Source organism: Ancylobacter sp. Lp-2 (assembly GCF_020523795.1).
Taxonomy (GTDB): Bacteria; Pseudomonadota; Alphaproteobacteria; order Rhizobiales; family Xanthobacteraceae; genus Ancylobacter.
Window position 1 is genome coordinate 112,986 of the sequence record NZ_JAJALI010000004.1, and the last position, 16,962, is coordinate 129,947.

At 71.4% G+C, this 16,962-nt stretch carries 16 protein-coding genes; 10 read left to right on the top strand and 6 right to left on the bottom strand.

All coding sequences use genetic code 11. The annotated features are described in order from the left end of the window. Nucleotides 1-13: 13 nt before the first annotated feature. Genes cofC through fgd form a run of 3 tightly spaced genes read right to left on the bottom strand, consistent with a single transcriptional unit; the run spans nt 14 to nt 2,487 of the window. Nucleotides 14-709, bottom strand: coding sequence for a 2-phospho-L-lactate guanylyltransferase (gene cofC, locus LGR54_RS11925; RefSeq protein ID WP_230362188.1), 696 nt, complete (start codon nt 707-709; stop codon nt 14-16). Continuing rightward, entirely contained in the window at nt 706-1,479 is a 774-nt protein-coding gene (gene cofE / locus LGR54_RS11930; protein WP_230362189.1) for a coenzyme F420-0:L-glutamate ligase, read from the bottom strand. The genes cofC and cofE overlap by 4 nt, the downstream gene beginning before the upstream one ends. 3 nt (nt 1,480-1,482) lie before the next feature. Then, nucleotides 1,483-2,487, bottom strand: a complete 1,005-nt coding sequence (fgd, locus tag LGR54_RS11935; protein ID WP_230362190.1) for a glucose-6-phosphate dehydrogenase (coenzyme-F420) — start codon at nt 2,485-2,487, stop codon at nt 1,483-1,485. Nucleotides 2,488-2,683: 196 nt separating this feature from the next. On the opposite strand from fgd, the gene LGR54_RS11940 reads away from it, so the two are divergent. Beyond that, nucleotides 2,684-3,709 (top strand): AI-2E family transporter, encoded by a 1,026-nt coding sequence (locus tag LGR54_RS11940; protein WP_230362191.1) that lies wholly within the window; start codon nt 2,684-2,686, stop codon nt 3,707-3,709. A 53-nt stretch (nt 3,710-3,762) separates the two neighbouring features. Beyond that, nucleotides 3,763-5,226: a carboxylesterase gene (locus LGR54_RS11945; protein ID WP_230362192.1), complete on the top strand. Its 1,464-nt coding sequence runs from the start codon at nt 3,763-3,765 to the stop codon at nt 5,224-5,226. A gap of 82 nt (nt 5,227-5,308) precedes the next feature. Here the strand turns inward: LGR54_RS11945 and LGR54_RS11950 are convergent, their stop codons facing one another. The 3 genes from LGR54_RS11950 to LGR54_RS11960 form a co-directional block, all read right to left on the bottom strand. Then, nucleotides 5,309-5,551 carry a hypothetical protein gene (locus LGR54_RS11950; protein ID WP_230362193.1) on the bottom strand — a complete coding sequence of 81 codons (243 nt, stop codon included), beginning with the start codon at nt 5,549-5,551 and terminating at the stop codon, nt 5,309-5,311. Between the two features lie 105 nt (nt 5,552-5,656). After that, nucleotides 5,657-8,707, bottom strand: coding sequence for an efflux RND transporter permease subunit (locus LGR54_RS11955; protein ID WP_230362491.1), 3,051 nt, complete (start codon nt 8,705-8,707; stop codon nt 5,657-5,659). Further along, nucleotides 8,707-9,795, bottom strand: coding sequence for an efflux RND transporter periplasmic adaptor subunit (locus LGR54_RS11960; protein WP_370638199.1), 1,089 nt, complete (start codon nt 9,793-9,795; stop codon nt 8,707-8,709). The genes LGR54_RS11955 and LGR54_RS11960 overlap by 1 nt, the downstream gene beginning before the upstream one ends. 767 nt (nt 9,796-10,562) lie before the next feature. Here LGR54_RS11960 and LGR54_RS11965 point away from each other — a divergent pair. The 8 genes from LGR54_RS11965 (at nt 10,563) to LGR54_RS12000 (ending at nt 16,894) form a co-directional block, all read left to right on the top strand. Then, a complete protein-coding gene (locus LGR54_RS11965) occupies nt 10,563-11,027 on the top strand; it encodes a hypothetical protein (RefSeq protein ID WP_230362194.1) in 465 nt (154 codons plus the stop codon). Between the two features lie 62 nt (nt 11,028-11,089). Continuing rightward, nucleotides 11,090-11,551: a Na+/H+ antiporter subunit E gene (locus LGR54_RS11970; RefSeq protein WP_230362195.1), complete on the top strand. Its 462-nt coding sequence runs from the start codon at nt 11,090-11,092 to the stop codon at nt 11,549-11,551. A 408-nt stretch (nt 11,552-11,959) separates the two neighbouring features. After that, nucleotides 11,960-12,283, top strand: a complete 324-nt coding sequence (locus LGR54_RS11975) for a monovalent cation/H+ antiporter complex subunit F (protein WP_230362196.1) — start codon at nt 11,960-11,962, stop codon at nt 12,281-12,283. Then, the gene (locus LGR54_RS11980; protein WP_230362197.1) at nt 12,280-12,567 is read left to right on the top strand and encodes a monovalent cation/H(+) antiporter subunit G; all 288 of its coding nucleotides are present in this window, start codon (nt 12,280-12,282) and stop codon (nt 12,565-12,567) included. The genes LGR54_RS11975 and LGR54_RS11980 overlap by 4 nt, the downstream gene beginning before the upstream one ends. Beyond that, the gene (locus LGR54_RS11985; protein WP_230362198.1) at nt 12,560-13,495 is read left to right on the top strand and encodes a hydrogenase subunit MbhD domain-containing protein; all 936 of its coding nucleotides are present in this window, start codon (nt 12,560-12,562) and stop codon (nt 13,493-13,495) included. Before LGR54_RS11980 ends, LGR54_RS11985 begins: the two co-directional genes overlap by 8 nt. Then, the gene (locus tag LGR54_RS11990; protein WP_230362199.1) at nt 13,492-13,779 is read left to right on the top strand and encodes an NADH-quinone oxidoreductase subunit K; all 288 of its coding nucleotides are present in this window, start codon (nt 13,492-13,494) and stop codon (nt 13,777-13,779) included. Before LGR54_RS11985 ends, LGR54_RS11990 begins: the two co-directional genes overlap by 4 nt. Then, nucleotides 13,776-15,245 carry a complex I subunit 5 family protein gene (locus LGR54_RS11995; RefSeq protein WP_230362200.1) on the top strand — a complete coding sequence of 490 codons (1,470 nt, stop codon included), beginning with the start codon at nt 13,776-13,778 and terminating at the stop codon, nt 15,243-15,245. Before LGR54_RS11990 ends, LGR54_RS11995 begins: the two co-directional genes overlap by 4 nt. Then, a complete protein-coding gene (locus LGR54_RS12000) occupies nt 15,242-16,894 on the top strand; it encodes a complex I subunit 5 family protein (protein ID WP_230362201.1) in 1,653 nt (550 codons plus the stop codon). Before LGR54_RS11995 ends, LGR54_RS12000 begins: the two co-directional genes overlap by 4 nt. The last annotated feature ends 68 nt before the right edge of the window (nt 16,895-16,962 follow it).

Sequence of the window (16,962 nt, forward strand, 5' to 3'; positions counted from 1 at the left end):
GCCCCAATCCCGTCTATGCCCCGCCGGGCGGCGAGGCACCGGCGGCCAGCGCCGCGCGCGTATGCGAGGGACCCGACAGGCCGCCGAGCCGGGCGAGGTCGTCCGGCGCGTCGACGTCGAAGCCGATCCCCGGCAGCGCGCCGGCTTCATGCACGAACGCGGCCATGCCGGCCGCCCGCGCCGCTGCCCGATGCGCGGCGAGGCTGCCGGGCCCAAAAGAAAAACCGATGGCATCCGGCGGCGTCGCCAGCAGCGCATTGGTGCCCTGCCCGTCATGGGCGGCGACGAGGCTGACGGCGCGACCGGCGGGATGGGCGCCGATCAGCCGCACCACTTCCGACCCGGACAGGCCGGGCAGGTCGCCCGGCAGCACCAGCAGGCCGGCGGCGCCGCGCCCCATGAGGTGTTGCGCCGCCCGCTCCAGCGCCGCGTTGAGCCCGATGGCCTCGGCTTCGGCGAGCCGTTCGGCGCCGAATGCGCGGGCGAGTTCTTCGGTCGCCGGTTCGGCCGAGACGATCAGCGTTCCCGCCAGTGCGTCGGAATGTTGCCGTGCCTGTCGCAGCGCCGCCAGCACGTCCTCCAGCATCGCCCGCGCCAGCCGGGCCCGCGCCTCGGCGCCCAGTGCCGGCGCCAGCCTCTGTTTGGCGAGGCCGAACGGCTTCACCGGCACCACCGCCCAGATGCCGCCGGCTCCCCGCCCGACGGTCACCGGAACAGGTCCTCCTCCGGCGCACGGATCAGCGTCGCCGCCGGGTTGTCGGGCGCCGTCCATGCCAGCCCGCGCAGGAGCACCACCGGCGTCGCCTCGGTGGATTGCCCCATCACCAGCGAGGCGGAGGCCGCGATCTCGTCGGCATAGGCGATCATAGTGGCGCGCAGCGTGCGGCCGAACAGATCCGTCTCGCCGCGCCGGTCGATTATGGCGGGCAGGCCGGCGGCGCCGATGGCGATACCGGTGGTGCCGCGCCGCCACGGCCGACCGAAGCTGTCATTGATCACGATCCCCGGCGCCACGCCGCTGCGCCGCGCGATCTCCTCGCGCAGCCGCGCCGCGCTGGCATCGGGGTCGAGCGGCAGCAGCAGCGCCGCCTCGCCATCCGCATGGCGCACATTGGACTGGTCAATGCCGGCATTGGCCATGGTCAGCCCCAGCCGGTGCTCGACGATCAGCACGTCCGGCCGGGCCCGCACCACCCGCACGGATTCGGTGAGGATCAGCTCGACGAGGCGCGGGTCCTTGCGCACCTCGCCGGCCAGCGCCACCGCCCGCTCGGACGGCACCACGTCGGCGAGGCGGACCAGCCGCCCCTCGGCCTTCGACACCACCTTCTGCGCCAGCACCACCACGTCGTGCGGCGCCAGCGCCAGCCCCAGCCGCGCCACTCCGTCGAGCACCAGCCCGGCGAGGTCGTCGCCGGCCTCCACCATCGGGAAGTCCGGCAGCGCGCGAATGTCGAGGTACGGGGCCGTCGAGGTCATGGTTCAGCCGAAGCGGGCGCGCAGGCGCGGCAGCACCTGCTCGGCATAGAGTTCGAGGAAGCGCTTCTGATCCTCGCCCGGCGCGTGGAACACCAGATGGTCGAAGCCGAGAGCCACATAGCCGGCGATCTTCTCGACATGCTCGTCCGGATCGGTGGAGACGATCCAGCGCGACGCCGCTCGCTCGATCGGCAGCGCGTCGGCGAGCTTCTCCATCTCCAGCGGATCCTCCACCGAGTGCTTCTCCTCCGGGGAGAGCGCCAGCGCCGCCCAGTGCCGCGTATCGGCCATGGCCCGCGCCCGGTCGGTGTCGAACGAGACCTTCATCTCGATCAGCCGCTCATAGGGCCGGCCCGGCGCGTCGGAGGCCTCCAGCCCGGCCGCGACGTTGGGCAGCAGCGTCTCGGTGTAGAGTTCCCACTTCTTGCCGGAGGTGCAGATGAAGCCGTCGCCCACCCGGCCGGCGAACTTCGCCACCTGCGGCCCGGCACCGGCGATGTAGATCGGCACCGGCTCGGCCGGCTTGTCGTAGATCGTCGCGTTCTCGGTGCGGTAGAACTCGCCCTCGAAGCTCACCCGGTCCTCGGTCCACAGCGTGCGGATGAGGCGCACCGCCTCGCGCAGCCGGGCGAAGCGCTCCTTCAGCTCCGGCCAGGGCGCGCCGGTGGCCGGCACCTCGTTGAGCCCCTCGCCGGAGCCGACGCCGAGAATCACCCGGCCGGGAAACAGCTGGCCGAGCGTGCCAAAGGCCTGCGCCACCATCGAGGGATGGTGCCGGAAGGTCGGGGTGAGCACGCTGGTACCCATCGCGATCCGCGAGGTCGCCGAGCCGAGCGCGCCGAGAAAGGCGATGGCGGCCGGCGCATGGCCGCCGGTGTGGCGCCAGGGCTGGAAATGGTCGCTGATGAAGACGGAATCGAATCCCTTCCGTTCCGCGAGCACCGAGAAATCGACGAGCTGGCGCGCGTCGAACTGCTCCGCGGAGGCCTTGTAGCCGAGCTTCAGCACCTTACCACTCCCTCTGGCCGGCAATTCTAATGTTCCTATTGTCCAGCACATTATTACAAATAATCATGCAATCACAATAGGCTGATTTTTCCGCAATTCGACGCAGCGGAAGGGCCGTGACGCCGGAATCGCAACGCCCTTGTCGCCGGCCGGGCGAGGCTTTATCCGGCATGGGACAGCTTTTGGCGAGTGGGACATGAACGGGCGCGGTATTCTCATCCTTCTCGGCATCATCGCCGGGATCCTTCTATGTGCCGCGGCCTATCTCGCCGCCTCCATCGTCGCGCCGGTCGCCTTCGCGCTGTTCTTCATCGCGCTGGTCTGGCCGCTGCAGAAGGCGCTCGCGACGCGGCTGCCGCAGCTCGCGGCGCTGTTCATCAGCCTGGCGGTGAGCCTCGTCGTCATCCTCGCCTTGACCTCGATGACGGTGTGGGGCTTCGGCCGGGCGGCGCAGTGGCTGATCGCCAACGCCAACCGCTTCCAGACCCTCTACCTCTCCGGCGCCGAATGGCTGGACGGCCACGGCCTCTACGCCGCCGGCACCTTCATGGAGACCTTCAACGTCTCCTGGCTGATCCGCTTCTTCCAGGGCGTGGCGGCGCGGCTCAACGGCATGGTCGGCTTCGCCGTCGTCACCTTCATCTTCGTGCTGCTCGGCCTGCTGGAGGTCGATGTCGTCCGGCGCAAGCTCGCCGCCGGCGAGGCGGGCGAGCCCGGCCGCATCCTGCTCGCCGCCGCCGCCGACATCGCCGGGAAGTTCCGCCGCTACATGGCGGTGCGCACGGCGATGAGCGTCGCCACCGGCTTCGCGGTCTGGGCCTTCGCCGCCTTCGCCGGGCTCGACCTCGCCTTCGCCTGGGGCGTGATCGCCTTCGCGCTCAACTACATTCCGTTCATCGGCCCGCTGGTGGCGACGCTGCTGCCCACTTTGTTCGCCGTCGCGCAGTTCGAGAGCTGGCAGATGGCGGTGGCGGTGTTCGCCGGCATGAACGTCATCCAGTTCATCCTCGGTTCCTATGTCGAGCCGCGCATCGCCGGCAAGGCGCTCGCCATGTCGCCCTTCCTGGTGCTGCTGGCGGTGTTCTTCTTCGCTTTCCTCTGGGGCCTCGCCGGCGCCTTCATCGGCGTACCGCTGACCATCGCGGCGCTCACCTTCTGCGCCCACACCACTTCCGCCCGCTGGGTCGCCCGGCTGCTCTCCGGCCGCGCGCCGGAGGCGTGACGCCCGAAGCCTGATACCCCGACGCCGTCCGACATCGAAGGAAAGGGCCTCGCATGGCCATTCGCCGCCTCAAGCGCCTCACCCTTTGGCTCTGCGTCACGCTCGCGCTGATGCTGGCGACCTTCCTCGGCAGCCGCATCTGGTTCTCCCAGTCGGGGGCGCCGCTGGAGCCCTGGCACACCTATGCGCCGCGCGAGCTCTCCGTCGCCGAGATGGACCGCACCGACTGGGGCGGCTTCCTCGCCGCCGAGAACAGCGCCTTCGACGAGGTGTGGGAGAACGTCGTGCAGACGCTGCCCGAGGACCAGCGCGTTCCGTCGAACCGCTATTTCTCCGGCAGCCTCGTCTACCCGCCGCGCCTCACCCGCGACTTCAACCGCTCCTACGAGATCGTGCCGCAGGGCGAGGCCAAGGGCGCGGTGGTGCTGCTGCACGGCCTCACCGATTCGCCCTACAGCCTGCGCCATGTCGCCCGGCTCTATGCCGAGGCCGGCTGGGCGGTGGTCGCCATCCGCATGCCCGGCCACGGCACCGTGCCGGCCGGCCTCGCCGAGGCGAGCTGGGAGGACTGGCTCGCCGCCACCCGCCTCGCGGTGCGCGAGGCCCACCGCCTCGCTCCCACCCAGCCGCTGCACCTGGTCGGCTTCTCCAATGGCGGCGCGCTGGCGCTGAAATACGCCCTCGACGCGCTGGACGACCCGGCGCTGGCCCGGCCGGACCGGCTGGTGCTGCTGTCGCCGATGATCGGCATCACCCGCTTCGCCCGTTTCGCCGGCCTCGCCGGGGTGCCGGCCTTCCTGCCGCGCTTCGCCAAGGCGGCGTGGCTCTCCATCCTGCCGGAGTTCAACCCGTTCAAGTACAACTCCTTCCCGGTGAACGGCGCCCGCCAGTCCTACCTGCTCACCGCGGCGCTGCAGGATTCCATCGCCCGCCGGGCGCGGGCAGGCGGGCTGAAGGATCTGCCGCCGGCGCTCACCTTCCAGTCGGCGCTGGACTTCACCGTCTCCACCCGCGCGGTGGTCACCGCCTTCTACGGCCTGCTGCCGGACAATGGCAGCGAGCTGGTGCTGTTCGATCTCAACCGCAACACCAAGCTCGGCCCGCTGCTGCGCGGCTGGACCTCGGCCGCCGCGCTCGGCCGCCAGGTGCCGCCGGCGCCGCGCCGTTTCGCGCTGTCGATGATCACCAATGTCAGCCCGGACACCGGCGAGGTATTGGAGCGCACCACCCCGGCCGGCGCCACCGAGAGCACCGAGCGCCCGCTCGGCCTGTTCTATCCGCTGGACGTGTTCTCGCTCTCCCATGTCGCCCTGCCCTTCCCGGACAGCGACAATCTCTATGGCGCGCAGCCGGACGGCACCGAGGATTTCGGCCTGCATCTCGGGGCGATGGCGGTGCGCGGCGAGCGCGGAGCGCTGATCATCAGCGTCGATGCGCTGACCCGCATGTCGTCGAACCCGTTCTTCCCCTACATCGCCGAGCGCGTCGAAGGCCTGATCGCCCAGCCGCGCCGCTGAGCCTCGACGGCGGACGGCGGAAACAAAACGGCCGCGCCTCCCACGAGGCGCGGCCGTTTGCATGTAGAGCCGGCAGGATCGGTCAGTTCGCGGTCGCCGCACCGATCACAGCACCGGTGCCGGCGCCGACGGCCGCGCCCACCGCCGCACCCGTGCCGCCGCCGGCGATGCCGCCGATGATGGCGCCGGCGCCGCCGCCGATCAGGGCGCCGGTGCCGGCCCGCTTCTCGGTGGTGGTGCAGGCGGCGAGCGAAAGCGCGACGAGAGAAATGGCGGCAACGCGGATCATGTAGGGTCCCCCAGGGTGAATCGACAGCACCTTCATACCGCCGGCAGATTCCGCCAACAATAGGCGCACTCCCGAAGGACGCTGCGCCGTCGCGACGCGGCAAGGCCTCTCGCGACGGCGTGTTTCGTCAGGTTGCCCGCGCTAGGACGCGGCGCCGGCATCCGCCGGCTTGTCCCGCATCACCGCCACATAGAGCGCCGGCAGGAAGATCAGCGTCAGCACGGTGGCAACCAGCAGGCCGCCCATGATGGCGAACGCCATCGGCCCCCAGAACACCGTCGGCGCGATCGGGATCATGCCGAGCACCGTCGACACGGCGGTGAGCATGATCGGCCGGAAGCGGGCGCTGGAGGCATCCAGCACCGCCTCGCGCACCTTCTTGCCGGCCGCCCGCTCGGCTTCGATCTGGCCGATCAGGATCACCGCGTTCTTGATGATCATGCCGAGCAAGGCGAGCACGCCGAGAATGGCGACGAAGCCGAGCGGCCGGTTGGACAGCAGCAGCGCCGCCACCACGCCGATCAGCCCCAGCGGCGCCACCGACAGCACGATGAACATCAGCGAGAAGCGCCGCAGCTGGAACATCAGCACGGTGAGCATGATGAACAGCATCAGCGGCACCACCGCCACCACCGAGGCCTGCGACTTGGCGCTCTCTTCCACCGTGCCGCCGGTCTCGATGCGGTAGCCGCGCGGCAGCTCGGCGTTCAGCGACGCGATCTTGGGGGCGAGCGCGCCCACCACCTCGTCGGGCAGCGTGCCCGGCGCCACGTCCGCCTGCACGGTCAGGCTCGGCACCCGGTCGCGCCGCCACACCAGCGGGTAGGACTGCGCGTAGTCGAAGGTGGCGAACTGCGACAGCGGCACGGTGCGCCCGCCGGGGATCGGCATTTGCAGCGTGCGCAGGCTGTCGAGCGACAGCCGCTGCTCGTCGGTGGCGCGCAGCACCACGTTGACGAGGTAGATGTCGTCGCGCAGCTGCGTCACCGGCGCGCCGGAGATCACCGTGTTCAGCACGCTGGCGATGGTCTCGGTGGAGAGCCCGAGCCGGCGCGCCTCGTCCTGGTCGACGGTGATCCGCACCTCGCGGGACGGCTCGATCCAGTCATAATTGACCTGCACCGCCTGCGGATTGGAGGCCACCACCTGCGCCAGCTTGAAGGCGATGTCGCGCACCTGCGCGAGGTCGGGGCCGAGCACGCGGTACTGCACCGGCCAGCCGACCGGCGGGCCGAGCTCCAGCGGCGAGACGCGGGCCACCACGCCGGGGAACTGCTCGGCCAGCAGCTTCTCCAGCTTCGCCTGCAGGCGGATGCGTGCCGGCGTGTCCTTGGCCACCACCACCGCCTGGCCGAAGAAGTCGTTGGGCAGCTGGGCGTTGAGCGGCAGGTAGAAGCGGATGGCGCCCTGCCCGACATAGCCGCTCCAGCGCTCCACGTCGGGATCGGTTTTCAGCGCCGCGTCGAGCCGCTCCATGGCGGTCTCGGTGGCGTGGATGGAGGCGTTCTGCTGCAGGGTCATGTCGACCAGCAGCTCCGGCCGGTCGGAGGACGGGAAGAACTGGCTGGGGATCAGCGGCAGCAGCAGCACCGCCAGCACGAACAGCGCCACCGTCACGCCGAGCGTCACCCAGCGCGCCGCCAGCGCCGCGGAGAGGAAGCCGCGATAGAGCTTCATCACCCGTCCGGGTTCGCCGCTGCCGGCGTTCTTCGGCGGCTTCAGGAGCGCCATGCCGATCAGCGGCGCGAACAGCACCGCCACCAGCCAGGACACGATGAGCGCGATCGACACCACCGCGAACAGCGAGAAGGTGTACTCGCCGGCCGAGGAGGCGGCGAAGCCGATCGGCACGAAGCCGGCAATGGTCACCAGCGTGCCGGCCAGCATGGCGAAGGCGTAGGTCTTGAAGGCATAGGTCGCCGCCACCTCCGGCTTCTCGCCGATGGCGAGCCGGTTGATGGTGGCGTCCGTGGTCGTCATCGCGTCGTCGACCATCAAGGCGAGGGCGATGATCAGCGCGCCGAGCGAGATGCGCTGCATGTCGATGCCGGTCAGCTCCATGACGGAGAACACCGCCGCCAGCGTCAGCGGGATCGACAGCGCCACCACCAGGCCCGGCCGCACGCCGAGCGCGATGAAGCTCACCACCAGGATGATGGCGATCGCCTGCCATAGCGATTCCATGAACTCGGCGATGGCGTGCTGCACCGTCACCGCCTGGTCGGCGACCAGGCTGACATTGACGCCGACCGGCAGGTCGGCGGTGATGTCGGTGATCGCGGTCTTGATGTTGGCGCCGAGCCGCAGGATGTCGCCGCCGTCGCGCATGGCGATGGCGAGGCCGATGGCCGGCTCGCCATTAACGCGGAACATCGGCTGCGGCGGGTCGGCATAGCCGCGCCGCACCGTGGCGATGTCGGAGAGCCGCAGCATGCGGCCGTCGACGGCGAAGTTGATGTTGGCGATGTCGCGCTCGCTGTCGAAGGCGCCGGACACCTGCAGGGCCAGCGTCTCGTCGCCGGTCTGGATGGTGCCGGAAGGCTGCACCACGTTCTGCGCGCGCAGCGCCGCCACCAGTGCCTGCCGGTTGATGCCGAGATTGGCGAGCTCCTCCATCGAGAACTCGACGAAGATGCGCTCGTCCTGCGCGCCGAGGATGTCGATCTTGGAGACGTCCGGCACCTGCAGCAGCTTGGAGCGCACCTCCTCGACATAGTCGCGCAGCTCGCGATGGGTGAAACCGTCGGCGGTGAAGCCGTAGATCAGCCCGAACGTGTCGCCGAACTCGTCATTGAAGCCCGGCCCGACCACGCCCTGCGGCAGCGAGCCGCGCATGTCGGCGATGCTCTTGCGCACATGATACCAGACGTCCGGCACCTCGGCCGCCGTCGTCGCCCCTTCGAGGTCGACGAAGATGGTGGTGACGCCGGGCCGCGTATAGGAGCGCAGCCGGTCGAGATGCGGCGTCTCCTGCAGCGTGCGCTCCAGCCGCTCGGTCACCTGCTTGAGCATGTCCTCGGTGGAGGCGCCCGGCCACCCCGCCTGCACCACCATGGTCTTGATGACGAAGGTGGGATCCTCCGCCCGCCCGAGGCGGAAATAGGAGCCGATGCCGGCGACGATCACCACCAGCATGAAGAACACGACCAGCGAGCGCTCGCGGATTGCCCATTCCGACAGGTTGAAGCGCATCACGAACCCGAAGCCCCCGAGGCGGACGCCGACGCGGCGCCGAGCAGGCGCACCTTCTGGCCGGGATACAGCGCCTGCACGCCGGCGGTGACCACGACGTCACCGACCGCGAGGCCGGAGCCGATGGTCACCGTCGCCGGGTTGAACCGCGCCACCTCGACATTGCGCAGCGCCACCGTGGCGGTGGAGGGATCGACCACCCACACCGCCGGCTGGTTGTTGGCGGCGGTCAGCGCCGAGGCCGGCACCTCCATGCCCGCGCCGCTCTCGATCTCGACGCGGCCGGTCACGCTGGAGCCGAGCCGCATCGCCTCCGGCGGATTGTCGAGCCCGACCCGCACCCGGAAGGTGCGCGTCACCGGATCGGCCTGCGGCGCCACCTCGCGCACCCGTCCGGTCGCGGTCACCGCCGGATTGTCGGAGAGCGCGACGGCGATCACCGGCTCGGCCGGCACCTGCCGCAGGATCTGCGCGGAGACGTCGAACACCGCGTCGCGCCCGCCCTGCCGGGCCAGCTGCACGATCATCTGCCCGGCCTGCACCACCTCGCCCGGCTCGGCGCCGCGCGCCGTCACCACGCCGGGGGCGTCGGCCTTCAATTCGGTGTAGCCGACATTGTCCTCGGCGATCTTCAGCTGCGCCTGCGCGTCGTCGACCTGCGCCTGCGCGGCGAGGCGGCCCTGGCGTGCCTCGTCATAGATGGCGCGGGTGGTGAAGCCGCTCTGCAGCAGCCGTTCCTGCCGGTCGAAATGGTTGGAGGCCTGCACCAGCCGGCCTTCCGCCGCCGTCAGCCCCGCCTGCGCCGAGCGCAGCGTGTTGAGCGCGTTTTGCGGGTCGAGCCGCGCGACCGTCTGCCCGGCCTTCACCTGATCACCGACATTGACCAGCCGCTCGATCATCCGCCCACCGATGCGGAACGCCAGCGACGCTTCGTCCTGCGCCTGGACGGTGCCGGAGATCGACACCGACTGGCTCGCCGGCGCTTCCGTGACCGTCACCACCCGCACCGGACGCACCTGCGGCGGCGCCGCCGCCTCCTCCTGCGAGCAGGCCGCCGTCGCCAGCGCCAGGGCAAGCGCGAGGCTCATGCCGGGCCAAGAGACGCGGGAGGGCACGCGGCAGGATATCCGGCCGGAAGTGCGGTTCGACATGATGCTCGGTTCCTCTTGCACGCACGGCTGATTCGAAGCGCGGACCGCTGGGGCCGGCGCGGTGGGATGGTGCACGCTTTTGCGGCGCGGGCCTATACCGGGGAAAACCCTATGGTAGATCAGCACCATAAGCCATAAGCCGTTCGCAGTTGCACCATCAAGTGCATCATGATGATGTGACGGCCATACGCTTCTGGGGAGGCAACATGCACAGCCGCCTGCGCCGCCCCGTCGCGGAAGCGACCGCCCGTCCGGCCGGCAAAGGGCGGCGCCCCGGATTTGCGGGCCTTTTCGGATGGGTGGCGAGCGTGTCCGGCAAACGGCACGCCGCAAGCATCAGGCCCGGCGCCCCGCACCATCTGGTCGCGAGGCGGACCTCCCGCCCGGCCGACAGCGCACGACGCCTCTGCGTCGGCCGTCTCTGCGGCGGAACACGGGACGTGCCCGGCAACCGGCGAAGCGCAAGCGACATGCCCAGCGTCTCGCACCGCCTTGTCGCCGAGCCCGCCTTCCGGCCAGCCGGCGCTACGCCACGCCCGGCCTCCGGCGACTTTTCCGTTTGGGCCAGGCGCATATCCGGCAATGAGCGGAACGCCAATGCGCGGCACGACAGCCCTCCCCGTGCCGCCACAGAGCCCACCTCCCGTCCGACGAGTGACGCACGACGCCCCCGCGTCAGCCGTCTCTGCGGCGGAACACGGGACATGCCCGGCACCCGGCGAAATGCAAGCGACATGCCCAGCGTCTCGCACCGCTTTGTCGCGGAGCCCGCCTTCCGGCCGGCCGGCGCTACGCCGCGCCCGGATTTCGACGACTTTTCCGGCGGGGCGTGGCGCGCAACCAGCAAGCGGCATCCCGGCTTCGGCGACCTCTCCGGCAAGGCCTGGGGCACGCTCGGCAACAGGTGGAGCGCCAGCATGGGGCGCCGCGTCGTGGAGCCGGCCTCCCGCCCTGCCGACGACGTGAGGCACGCCGGCTTCAGCCGCCTCAGCGGCGGAACACGGAATGTGCCCGACGAGCGGCATGCCGCAAGCGACATGCCCCACATCTCACACCGCCCCGTCGCGGAGCCGGCCTGCCGGCCGGCACGCAGCACGGGGCATCCCGGCTTCAGCGCCCGCGCCCTCCGCGCGCCGCGCGTGGCCGGCACGGTGCGGAGCCTCAGTTGATGATCCGTCGCCCTCCTCCCGACCGGAGCCGCCGCCGACATGCGGGCGCCGTTCCCTTTGCTATGCGGACGGCCGGCTTCCTGCTGCTCTGGCTGGTACTGACCGACGGCGACGCCGCGAAGCTGCCTGTTGGCCTGCTCGCCGCCGGCGCCGCCGCCTGGATCAGCCTGCACCTGCTGCCACCGGGCGACCGATGGCCCGATCTGGCGCTCCTGCTGCGCCTCGTTCTCCGGCTGGCCGCCACCACCGTGGCCGGCGGCATCGACGTAGCGCGCCGCGCCTTTTCGCCGTCGCTGCCGCTGGCGCCCGGCCTCATCCGCTACCGCCCCGCGCTGCCGCCCAGCCCGGCGCGCGACGGCTTCCGCGCCGCCATGGGGCTGCAACCCGGCGCCCTGCCGTTCGAGGCCGAGGACGGCGACGGCTGGCTGGTGCATTGCCTCGACACCGAGGCTCCTATCGCCGCCACCCTTGCCGAGGACGAGACGCGCTGGCGTCGCGCACTGCGGTCGGAGGCGACATCTTGAACGGTGCGCCCACCACCCGCGACCACCACCCCGCCAGCCCGCGCGCGACCGAACACCGCGCCGCCAACCACCGCACGACCATGACAGCCGGGTACGGCGTGCCGGCGCCTTGCCATTTCCAGCCGGCTCGGCTTGCGGGCCCCGCCCACCGCGCGACCTCGCCAAGCGTACGCCCGGCAGCGGCCCACTGCTCTCCCGGAGCAGCAGCATGAGCGCCTTCCTCACCGCTGCCTTCCTCCTCAACACCGCCCGCCTAGGTCTCTTCCGGCTGCTGCACGGGCCGGCGGCCGCGGAGTGCCGGCGCCTCCAGCTCTCCGGTTCGCTTCGGCTCCGGGTGCCGCCGGCACCCCGCTCGCCCTCGCCAAGCGAGCGCCCGGCAGTGCCTCGCCCTCATCCCGGAGCCGCGGCATGAGCGCCTTCCTCACTGCGGCCGCCGCCTTCGTCGCCGCCACCGCCGGGCTCGGCCTGCTCCGGCTGCTGCGCGGGCCGGCCGCCGTCGACCGCATGATGGCGGTGCAGCTCGCCGGCACCGCTGGCGCCGCCGTCTGCCTGCTGCTGGCGACCGGGAACGACAGCCCAGCGCTGGTCGATGTCGCCCTCACCCTCGCCGTGCTGGCGGCGCTCGGTACCGCCGCCATGAGCCGGAAAGGCCGGGACGACCTCCCGGCGGATGCGACGCCCGGCCGCCCGGCCACCCCGCTCTTCCCGCCTGCGCCAGGAGAGAAGCGATGATCGCCGATCTCCTCACCATCGTACTGGTGAGTGCCGGCGCGGTGTTCTTCCTTGCCGGCACGGTGGGGCTGCTGCGCTTTCCCGATCCGCTGTCGCGGCTGCACGCGCTCACCAAGGCGGATTCGCTAGGTCTCGGGCTGATCGCGCTCGGTCTCGTCCCGCAAGCCGGCAGCGTCTGGATGGCGCTGAAGCTGCTGCTGGTCTGGCTGCTGGTGCTCGCCGGCAGCACCGCCGCCGGGCAGATGCTGGCCCGCCTCCACCGCGCGGAGGCCGCCGATGACTGAGCTTCTGGCGCTCACTCTGGCCCTGCCGCTGCTCGCCGGCGCGCTGTTCATCGTCGCCACGGCGTCGACCCGTGCGGCGCTGTTCGGCTTCTTCGCCTTCGGCCTGTTCCTCGCCCTCGCCTGGGTGGCGCTCGACGCCGTCGACGTCGCCCTCACCGAGGCGGCCATCGGCGGCGGCGCCACCGGGCTGCTGCTGCTGCGCCTGAACGGGCGCATGCGCCATCCGGTGTCGCTCGGCGAGCCGGCGGGCCCGCGCCTGAAGATCGCCGCCGGTCTCCTCGCCGCCCTCGTCACCCTGGCGCTCGGCGCGCTGCTGCTCGCCTTGCCGGAGCCGGCACCGAGCCTCGCCGCCGCGACCGTCGAGCCGCTGCCGGCGCTCGGCATCGGCAACCCGGTCACCGCCGTGCTCATCGCCTATCGGGCCCTCGACACGCTGCTGGAAATCGTCGTGCTGCTGATCGCCGTGGTCGGCCTGCGCGCGCTGGGCACGGATCGCGGCTGGGGCGGCCGGCCGGTGCCGTGGCCGGAAGGCGAGCCCTCGCCCGCCCTCGTCTTCCTCGCCCGCCTGCTGATCCCGGCCGGGCTCGTCTTCGCCGTCTACCTGTTCTGGGTCGGGGCCGACGCGCCGGGCGGCAAGTTCCAGGCGAGCACCCTCGTCGCCGCTCTCTGGCTGCTCGCCATCATGGCCGGGCTGGCGCCGGCACCGTGCAGCGGCGGACGGTGGACCGGCCGCGCCCTCGCCATCGGCCCGCTCGCCTTCATCGTCGCCGGCACCATCGGCATCGCCGCCGCCGGCAGCTTCCTCGCCTGGCCCGAGCCGGTCGCCAAGCCGATGATCATCGCCGTCGAACTGGCGCTCGCCGTCTCGATCGTCGTCGCGCTGGTCCTGCTGGTCGCCGGCCCGCCGGAGAGGGAGACCGGCCGATGAGTACCACCCTGTTCGGCCTCACCGGCGCCGCGCTGGTCGGCATCGGTCTTTTCGGCCTGATCGTCCACCCCACTGCCCTGCGCAAGCTGCTCGCCTTCAACCTTGTCGGTGCCGGCGTGTTCCTCGTCTTCGGCGTGCTGGCGCGACGGGCGGCGGCGGCCGGGCTGGCGGGCGATCCTGTCCCGCAAGCCATTGTGATCACAGGCATTGTCGTCGCCTTCGCCGCCACGGCGCTGGCCGCCACGCTGCTGGCGCGGCTGTCCGGGCCGGAGGAGGAGCCATGACGGTCAGCCTCCTGCCGGTCTGGGCGGTGCTGACGCCGGTGCTCGGCCTGTGCGCCCTCCTCCTCTGCGAGCGGTGGATGCGGCCGGAACGGGTGGCCGCCCCCTTTGTCGGCCTCTCATTATATCTTTCATTGTCAATGACTTATGAGGTCATGACGAGCCAGGCGCCGCTCGTCTACGCCCTTGGCGGCTGGCTGCCGCCGCTCGGCCTCACCCTGCGCGCCGACGGCGTCGGCGTCCTGCTCATGGCATTGACCGCCCTCGTCATGACGGGCGTGGCCATCTGCGCCTGGACGCCGCCCGGCGACGCGACCGCGCGCAGCCGCTTCAGCTTCTGGGCGCTGCTGCTGGCGCTGTGGTCGGCGCTCAACCTCGCCTTCACCGCGCAGGACCTGTTCAATTTTTTCGTGGCGTTGGAGATGCTTAGCTTCGCCGCCGTGGCGCTCGTCGCCCTCGACGGCACGCGCGGCGCGCTCATCGCGGCGCTGCGCTACCTGCTGTTCGCCCTCGCTGGCTCGATCCTCTATCTGCTCGGCGTCGGCTTGATCTATGGCCGCTACGCGGTGCTCGACCTCGCCGGCCTGCGCGAGATCGCCCAGCCGGATACCGTCACTCTCGCCGCCCTGGCTCTGATGACGGCAGGGCTGATGGCCAAGACGGCACTGTTCCCGCTGCATCTCTGGCTTCCCCCCGCCCATGCCGGCGCCCCGGCCCCGGCGAGCGCCGTGCTCTCCGCGCTGGTGGTGAAGGCGCCGTTCCTGATCATCCTCAGGCTCTGGGTGGACCTGCTGCCGCTCCCGGCCGCCGCTCCGCAGCAGATCATGGCCGGTCTCGGCGCCGCCGCCATCCTGGTGTGCAGCGTGATAGCGCTGCGCCAGCAACGGCTTAAGCTGATGATCGCCTATTCGACGCTGGCGCAGGTCGGCTATCTCTTTCTGATGTTCCCGCTGATGCCCGGCCCGGCTCCCTGGCAGGATATCGGCTGGACCGGCGGCCTGCTCCAGCTCGCCTCGCACGGGTTCGCCAAGGCGGCTATGTTCCTCGCCGCCGGGCTGATCTACGAGGCGCTCGGCCATGACCGGGTCGCCGAGCTGGGAGGCCTCGCCCGCCGCCAGCCGGTGACGCTCGCCGCCTTCGCCATTGCCGGCCTGTCGCTGATGGGCCTGCCACCGAGCGGGGGCTTCATCGCCAAGCTGCTGCTGCTCACCGCCGCCGTCGAGACCGGCGCGTGGTGGATCGCGGCGGTCATCCTCGCCGGCGGCATCCTCGCCGCTTTCTATGTGTTCCGCGCGCTCGGCCATGCCCTGGCCGATGGCGATCCGCCGATGGCGCCGGTGGCGCTCTACCGGCAGGGCGCCGTGCTGGCGCTGGCGCTGTGCGCGCTGGCGCTCGGTTTCGTGCCGCTGCGCCCCTTCGCGCTGCTGGCGATCGGCCGGCCGCTCGAGGCACTGGAGGCGATGCCATGAGCGGCCTCCTGCTGGCGGCGAGCTTCGCCCTGCCGCTCCTCCTCGCCGTCACGGCGCTGTGGCCACCGATGCGCCGGCACCTGCTCGCCGCGCTGCCCGCCGCCCCGCTGCCGGCGCTGGCGGCGGCGCTGCTGGCACCCGGCGGCTCGCTGATGCTGGCGCCCGATCCGCTACGCCTGACGCTGGCGCTCGACGAGCCCGGCGCCATGCTGCTCGGCGGCAGCGCCCTGCTGTGGTGCGCCGCCGGCGCCTATGCGGCGTATTATCTCGCCGCCTCGACGCGACGCACCGCCTTCGCGGTGTGGTGGCTGCTCACCATGGCCGGCAGCCTCGGGCTTTGCCTGGTGGCGGATATGACCAGCTTCTACCTGTTCTTCACCGTCGCCAGCCTCGCCGCCTACGGCCTCGTCGCCCATGAGGCGACGCCGGCAGCCGGGCGCGCCAGCCTCGTCTATATGGGGCTGGCGCTACTGGGAGAAGCCTTCCTGCTGCTGGCTTTCGTCATGCTGGCCATCGGCGCGCCGGGCATCGGCAACCCGGCCATCGCCGAGGCGGTGGCGCACCTCGCCGCCTCGCCGTTCCGCGACGCCATCCTCGTGCTGCTGGTGCTCGGCTTCGGGCTGAAGATGGGGCTGGTGCCGCTGCATGTCTGGATGCCGCTCGCCCATCCGGTGGCGCCGATGCCGGCCTCCGCCGTGCTCTCGGGCATCATCGTCAAGGCCGGCGTCATCGGCCTCATCCGCTTCCTGCCCTTCGGTGGGGAAATTGAGGGCTGGGGCGTGGCGCTGGTCGGTCTCGGCCTGTTCACCGCCTTCTACGCTGTCGCCATCGGCCTCACCCAGCCGCATCCCAAGGTGGTGCTCGCCTATTCGACGGTGAGCCAGATGGGCGTGGTCGCGGCCGTCGCCGGCGCCGGCCTCGCCTCTGGCAGCGAGGCGACGCCGGTGCTCGCCGCCTTCTATGCCCTGCACCACATGCTGGTGAAGGGCGCGCTGTTCCTCGGCGTCGGGGTGACCGGCAAGGCCGGCGGACGCAGCACCGGGCCGATCCTCGCCGTGATGACGGTAATGGCGCTGTCGCTGGCGGGACTGCCCTTCACCTCCGGCGCCCTGGCCAAATATGCGGTGAAGGATCTGTTCGGCGATGGCGCCGCCGCGCTCGCCGCCACCCTCTCGGCAACCGGCAGCACCCTGCTGATGCTGCATTTCCTGCGCCGCCTCGCCACACTTGTCCCTGCCGATGCCGATGCCGAGGCGCGGCCGCCGGCCGGGCTGCTGCTGCCCTTCCTCGCCATGGCCGGCGCCTCCTTCCTCGTCGTCGGGCTGCTGCTGCCCGCGACCGGCGCCAGCTATGCGGCAGCCTTCGCCCCGGAGGCGCTGTGGAAGGCCTTCTGGCCGATGCTGCTCGGTGGCGCGCTGGCCCTGCTGCTGCACCGCTTCGCGCCCCGCTCGCCGGCGATCCCGCCGGGCGACCTCATCGTCCTCGCCGAGCGCGGATGGCCGGCGATGCTCCGGCTGGCCGACCGGCTGGAACGCGCCGACGAGACACTGCGCCGCTGGCCGGTCGCCGGCGCGCTGCTGCTCCTGCTGCTGCTCGGCCTTGGTGCCGCGATGCAACTATCAGCGGGATTCCACATCCCCCGCGGTTGAGGGATACCGCCCGCGCTTGAGCGCCGCCCCCGCCTTCGATATCGATGGCCCTCCTGGATCGACGCGTT